This window comes from Mangrovibacterium sp. (genome assembly GCF_059905295.1).
Map to the genome: position 1 here is coordinate 1 of NZ_JBZQJF010000152.1, position 5,629 is coordinate 5,629.

The 5,629-nt window shown below is 43.3% G+C and carries 5 protein-coding genes; 2 read left to right on the top strand and 3 right to left on the bottom strand.

What is annotated here, in order from left to right; all coding sequences use genetic code 11:
* Positions 1-488 precede the first annotated feature (488 nt).
* Together AC37HE_RS08065 and AC37HE_RS08070 are read right to left on the bottom strand one after the other, a co-directional pair.
* Entirely contained in the window at positions 489-1,565 is a 1,077-nt protein-coding gene (locus AC37HE_RS08065) for a 2-oxoacid:ferredoxin oxidoreductase subunit beta (RefSeq protein ID WP_500782312.1), read from the bottom strand.
* A 3-nt stretch (positions 1,566-1,568) separates the two neighbouring features.
* On the bottom strand, positions 1,569-3,407 hold the full coding sequence (locus AC37HE_RS08070) for a 2-oxoacid:acceptor oxidoreductase subunit alpha (protein WP_500782314.1): 1,839 nt from the start codon (positions 3,405-3,407) through the stop codon (positions 1,569-1,571).
* A gap of 215 nt (positions 3,408-3,622) precedes the next feature.
* Here AC37HE_RS08070 and AC37HE_RS08075 point away from each other — a divergent pair, with 215 nt between their 5' ends.
* Both AC37HE_RS08075 and AC37HE_RS08080 read left to right on the top strand, forming a co-directional pair.
* Complete coding sequence (locus tag AC37HE_RS08075) at positions 3,623-4,162, top strand: gamma carbonic anhydrase family protein (RefSeq protein WP_500782316.1); 540 nt, start codon at positions 3,623-3,625, stop codon at positions 4,160-4,162.
* Positions 4,163-4,184: 22 nt separating this feature from the next.
* Positions 4,185-5,084, top strand: a complete 900-nt coding sequence (locus AC37HE_RS08080; RefSeq protein ID WP_500782317.1) for a nucleotidyltransferase family protein — start codon at positions 4,185-4,187, stop codon at positions 5,082-5,084.
* Positions 5,085-5,235: 151 nt separating this feature from the next.
* Here the strand turns inward: AC37HE_RS08080 and AC37HE_RS08085 are convergent.
* On the bottom strand, positions 5,236-5,629 hold a 394-nt coding region (locus tag AC37HE_RS08085; protein ID WP_500782318.1), incomplete at its 5' end, for a glutamate racemase.

The following is a 5,629-nucleotide window of genomic DNA, read 5'->3' on the forward strand; positions in this document are numbered from 1 at the left end:
CAATGCGTAAGGTGGCAAACCTGTTTACCGGGATAGGATTACCCCGGCGTGAAGTAGCAAACCGGTTCTCCGGTTGTGGATTACCGACGCGTACGACCGCAAACTGGTTCTCTTGTTGACGGTCTACCGATGCGTAGAGTGGCAAACCTGTTTACCGGGATAGGATTACGCCGGCGTGAAGTAGCAAACCGGTTCTCCGGTTGTAGTTTACCAAAGCGTACGACCGCAACCGGGTCCTGTTTTGACGGTTCACCGATGCGTAGAGTGGCAAACCGGAACAAGAAGGGGAGTAAAAACAAAAAACAGACCTGGTTCCAGGGAATCAACAGGAAAGAACGTAGAGTAAAACAAGAGACAAAAAGTAAAATCAGTCCGACATAGAAAAAGGCAGGATGATCTCTGCAAGGAGCCTTGAATTCCGAATCAAGCAATTGACTTACAAAAAAAGGAGGCCGAAGCCTCCTTTTCTGAAACATATATTTTACGTCTTACATTTGTTTCAAAGGACATTTTTTCAGGAAGAACGGTACCGGATCGCTACTTGATTCTTCATCAACTTCCCAGGTGTTACCTGAACGTAACAGTTCGTCGACATTCGTAATTTTACGAGTCGCTTGTACTGTTTCGATCTGTTTCGCAACTTCCTGATCATAGATCGGAGCATCAACACTGCGAATAACCCCCATGGCAACCGGGAATTCAGGCAACGACATGTTGATTAATGCCAGGTGTAAAGTTGGGTCAACCGATTTTGCATCGTGAACCAGAATATCATCAAGGGTATAACCATCTTGCCCGATTGTAACAACTTTCAATTTCCCTTTATTATCGAAAACTAAACCTTTTTCCTTGTCGTTACCAAAAACCATTGGTTTACCATCTTCAAGGAATAACTGACGTTCGTTACGATATTTCGGATCAGCAATTTCTTCGTGAATACCATCGTTGAAGATCACACAGTTTTGCAACACTTCCACAACCGAAGTACCACTATGCTGAGCAGCTAATTTCAGCACCTCCTGGGTGTGTTTCACATTACTGTCGACTGCACGGGCAAAGAAGTTACCACTGGCTCCCAATACCAACTGACCAGGTACGAAAGGATCTTCAACAGTTCCGAAAGGCGACGTTTTTGTAACAACACCGCGATCAGAAGTTGGAGAATACTGACCTTTCGTCAATCCGTAAATTTTGTTATTGAAAAGAACCAGGTTCAAATCAATGTTACGACGCACCAAATGAATGAAGTGGTTACCTCCAATGGCCATAGCATCGCCATCACCTGTAATTACCCAAACATTCAGATCTGGGTTTGCAGTTTTCACTCCCGAAGCAATAGCCGAGGCACGACCGTGAATTGAGTGGAAACCGTAAGTACTCATATAATAGGGGAAACGAGAAGAACAGCCAATACCGGAGATTACCGCGAATTTTTCGTGCGGAATATTCATCTCTGCCATGGTACGCTGAACGGAATTCATAATCGCATAGTCTCCACAACCGGGACACCAGCGAACCTCGTTTTCACTCTTAAAATCTTTTGCAGTATAATTGAATTCAGCCATTTATTAGTCCTCCAGTAATTGATTAAAGTTTTGGGTCAGCTCTTTTACGGTGAATGGTAACCCTTTCATCTTGTTCACCTGGTGGTAAGTGAATCCAGGGATCTTGTCGCGCAAATAACCAGCAAACTGTCCCATGTTTAACTCACAAACAACGATCTTTTTAAACTTGCTGAAAACTTCTTTTGTATTCTTTGGAAGTGGCTTGATGAAATTAAAGTGCGCTAATGAAACACTTTTCCCTTCAACTCTAAGATCACGAACAGCACTCAGCGTATGACCATAAGTGCCACCCCAGCTCACAACCAACAAGTCTCCTTCCTCATCACCGCAAACTTCCAGTTCCGGTAACATTTCGACCACGCGCTCTACTTTTTCGGCACGATATTCCGTGTTCTTTTGGTGGTTTTCAGGATCGTGACTAACAGAACCACTTAAATTTTTCTCCAAACCTCCTACACGATGTTGGAAACCTTCCATTCCGGGAACAGCCCATTCACGGGCATAAGTTTTTTCATCGCGTTTATAGGGTTGGAAACTATCTTTATCTTTTGCAATTCGTGGTGTAATCGACGGCAATTCGCTCATTGAAGGAATACGCCAGGGTTCGCTACCGTTTCCTAAGAAACCGTCAGTCAGCAATACCACAGGGACCATGCGTTCTACGGCAATTTTAGCCGCCAAGTAGGCATAGTAGAAACAATCGGATGGCGTACTTGCTGCCAACACAACAATCGGGCTTTCACCATTACGGCCATAAAGCGTTTGCAACAAATCTGACTGCTCTGTTTTTGTTGGTAAACCTGTTGACGGACCACCGCGTTGTACATTCACAACAACCAAGGGAAGCTCTGTCATAACAGAGAGGCCAAGTGCTTCGGATTTTAATGCAAAACCAGGACCTGAAGTTGAAGTAACAGCCAGGTCACCGGCAAAAGCCGCACCAATAGCGGTACAAATACCGGCAATTTCATCTTCAGCCTGGAAGGTTTTCACGCCCAAATCTTTTCTTGCTGCCAAAGCCGTTAACACATCAGTAGCCGGTGTAATAGGATAAGAACCCAGGAATAAGTTCAAACCAGCTTTCTCTGCTGCAGCTAACAATCCCCAAGCTGTAGCATTGTTACCATTGATGTTCCGGTAAGTTCCCCGTTCAATAGCAGCAGCATGCACAATATACCGCGGAGTCATGTGCTGCATGTTCATACCGTAATTATAACCATCATGCAACACCCTCAGGTTCGTTTCGACAACCAACGGTTTTTTGGCGAATTTCTTCTTCAAGTATTCTTCAATGTAGTCGAGCGGACGACCAAACATCCAGCATACCAACCCCAAAGCGAACATGTTCTTGCTTCGAAGAATTGATTTATTATCCAAACCGTAATCTTTCAAACTTTCGCGTGTCAGGCTTGTAATTGGCACCGGAATTTTGAAATAATCATGCAGTTCGCATTCGGTAAATGGATCGTCGGTTTTAAAATTAGCTTTGTCAAAGTTTTTTTGAGTAAATGAATCCGCATCATAAACGATTGTCCCGCCCGGATTCATAAAATTAGCATTCGCCTTTATAGCTGCCGGATTCATCGCAACTAACACATGGGCAAAATCACCCGGTGTATTAATTTGCTTTTGACCAAACTGAACCTGGAAGCCGGATACTCCTCCAACAGTACCCTGAGGCGCGCGGATTTCTGAAGGATAGTCCGGGAAGGTTGAAATATCATTCCCAAATAATGCAGAAGCATCCGAGAACAATGTTCCGGTTAACTGCATCCCATCCCCCGAGTCTCCGGAGAACCTGATAGTAACTTCTTCAAGTTCTATAACTTTTGCGTCTTTCATGTAATAAATATTTTAGATACCTACAATAATGCTTATGGATTTCAAAAAAAGAGGTCTTAAAAGTAATAAATTAACAGTTCTCAGACTTATCGTACCCCGCGCGCTCTTTTTGTTCCCTAGCAAAAATAACCATTTATTAATAAGCTTATCAAGATCATGTTCAATATTTAGAGGGTTTGTTATCTTTACAAATCAATTTAAAATGAGTACAGATAATGGCATTCATAAGAACACTTAAAGGAAAAACTCCAAAGTTTGGAGACAATTGCTTTTTAGCTGAAAATGCAGCTATTATAGGCGATGTAGAAATGGGAAAAGATTGCAGTGTATGGTATAGTGCAGTTATTCGTGGCGATGTCCATTCAATCCGGATTGGTAACAACACCAATGTTCAGGATTGTGCTGTTATTCACGCCACCTATCAAAAATCGCCTACCAATATCGGAGACGATGTCATCATTGCTCACGGTGCAATTATCCATGGCTGTACCATCAAAAACCACGTCATGGTTGGCATGAATGCAGTTGTATTGGACGACGCCGTGGTGAATGACAATACCATTATCGCTGCCGGCTCAGTTGTAACAAAAGGTACTTATGTTGAAAGCAACAGTGTATATGCTGGTATTCCGGCCCGGAAAATTAAGTCGCTAAGCCCCGATTTAGCCGAAAATGAGCTGCACCGCATTGCAAATGCTTACAGCACTTACGCAAGCTGGTACAAAGAGAGCCCTGAAGCTGAAGAAGTAAAATAGCCGGTAACCGATCAAAATTTATATGAAACCAACACTACTAATCCTGGCGGCAGGCATGGGAAGCCGCTATGGCGGATTGAAACAAATTGATCCCTTCGGACCAAACGGTGAAACAATTCTCGAATATTCAGTATACGATGCTATTCGTGCCGGCTTTGGCAAAGTTGTTTTTGTTATCCGCCAAAGTTTTGCTGAGGCCTTCAAAGAGCGTTTCGATGAAAAGCTAAAAGGTAAAATTGAAGTTGAATACGTTTTCCAGGAACTGACCAAGCTCCCCGAGGGCTATACTTGCCCTGATGGACGCGAAAAACCCTGGGGAACCGGTCACGCCATCCTCATGGCCAAAGAAGTGATTAACGAGCCTTTTGCAGCCATTAATGCCGATGATTTTTACGGTGCGCAAGCCTTTCAGTGTATGGCTGATTTCTTTAGTACACAAGTATCCACAAGCACTTACAGCATGGTTGGGTACCTGATTAAAAACACCCTGTCGGAAAACGGCACTGTTAGCCGTGGCATTTGTAAAACCGACGAGCATGAAAATCTGGTCGAGATAACTGAACGCCACAAAATTCGACGCGAAGGTGAAGTAATTGTTTTTGAGGATGAAAACAGTTCATTCGTGGAAGTAGCCGACAATACACCTGCGTCAATGAATTTTTGGGGCTTTCACCCCAGCCTTTTTGAGCATTTGGAAAGCCAGTTTAAAGCTTTTCTGAATGAAAAAATGGATCTCCCGAAATCGGAGTTCTATATCCCAAGTGTCGTTTTCGAGTTGATTAAATCGGGGGAGGTTAATACCAAAGTACTATCCGCCGATTCTCCTTGGTTTGGGGTAACTTACCCGGAAGATAAAGCTTTCGTGGTTGAACAAATCAAAAAACTGACAGAAGCAGGAGTTTATCCGGCAAAGTTGTGGTAGCATATCAACACCGACAAATAGCATACAGCGAAGGTTCCTACGGTTGAGCCTTCGCTTTTTCATTTTTAGAAGCTTAAACAAAAAATTAAAAGCCTGTCTCTGTCTACGGATGACCTGCAGAGAAACCATTTCGGGATAACAAGCTTAAAGATTAAAGATGAATCTTTTGTGCCTTTACATCCTGCAACATAAACTGCCCGGCACGGGTTTCAAATAGTTCAACTTGCTCGGTAGTCAGATAATCGAGTTTTCCCTGTTTGGAACATCGTGAGTCGATTTCAGGATGCCGCACCAGGTAATCAATCAAGCTGGCAGCAACAATTTTTCCTTGTTCAACAATCTCAACATCCGGTTTGGGCAAATACTGCCGAATACTATCAATTAAAAGCGGATAATGAGTACAGCCCAAAATAAGCGTATCAATCTCCGGATCGTGCTGAAAAAGCTGATCCAGATCTTTCTTAATAAAGTAGTCAGCTCCGACGTTTCCTATCTCATTATTCTCAACAATCGGCACCCACATTGGGCAAGCTTGCTGTGTTGTA

Bases quoted from the DNA above. Each gene is read 5' to 3' on its own strand.
- AC37HE_RS08070 (WP_500782314.1), bottom strand. From the start codon at position 3,407: ATGAAAGACGCAAAAGTTATAGAACTTGAAGAAGTTACTATCAGGTTC.
- AC37HE_RS08080 (WP_500782317.1), top strand. From the start codon at position 4,185: ATGAAACCAACACTACTAATCCTGGCGGCAGGCATGGGAAGCCGCTAT.
- AC37HE_RS08075 (WP_500782316.1), top strand. From the start codon at position 3,623: ATGGCATTCATAAGAACACTTAAAGGAAAAACTCCAAAGTTTGGAGAC.
- AC37HE_RS08065 (WP_500782312.1), bottom strand. From the start codon at position 1,565: ATGGCTGAATTCAATTATACTGCAAAAGATTTTAAGAGTGAAAACGAG.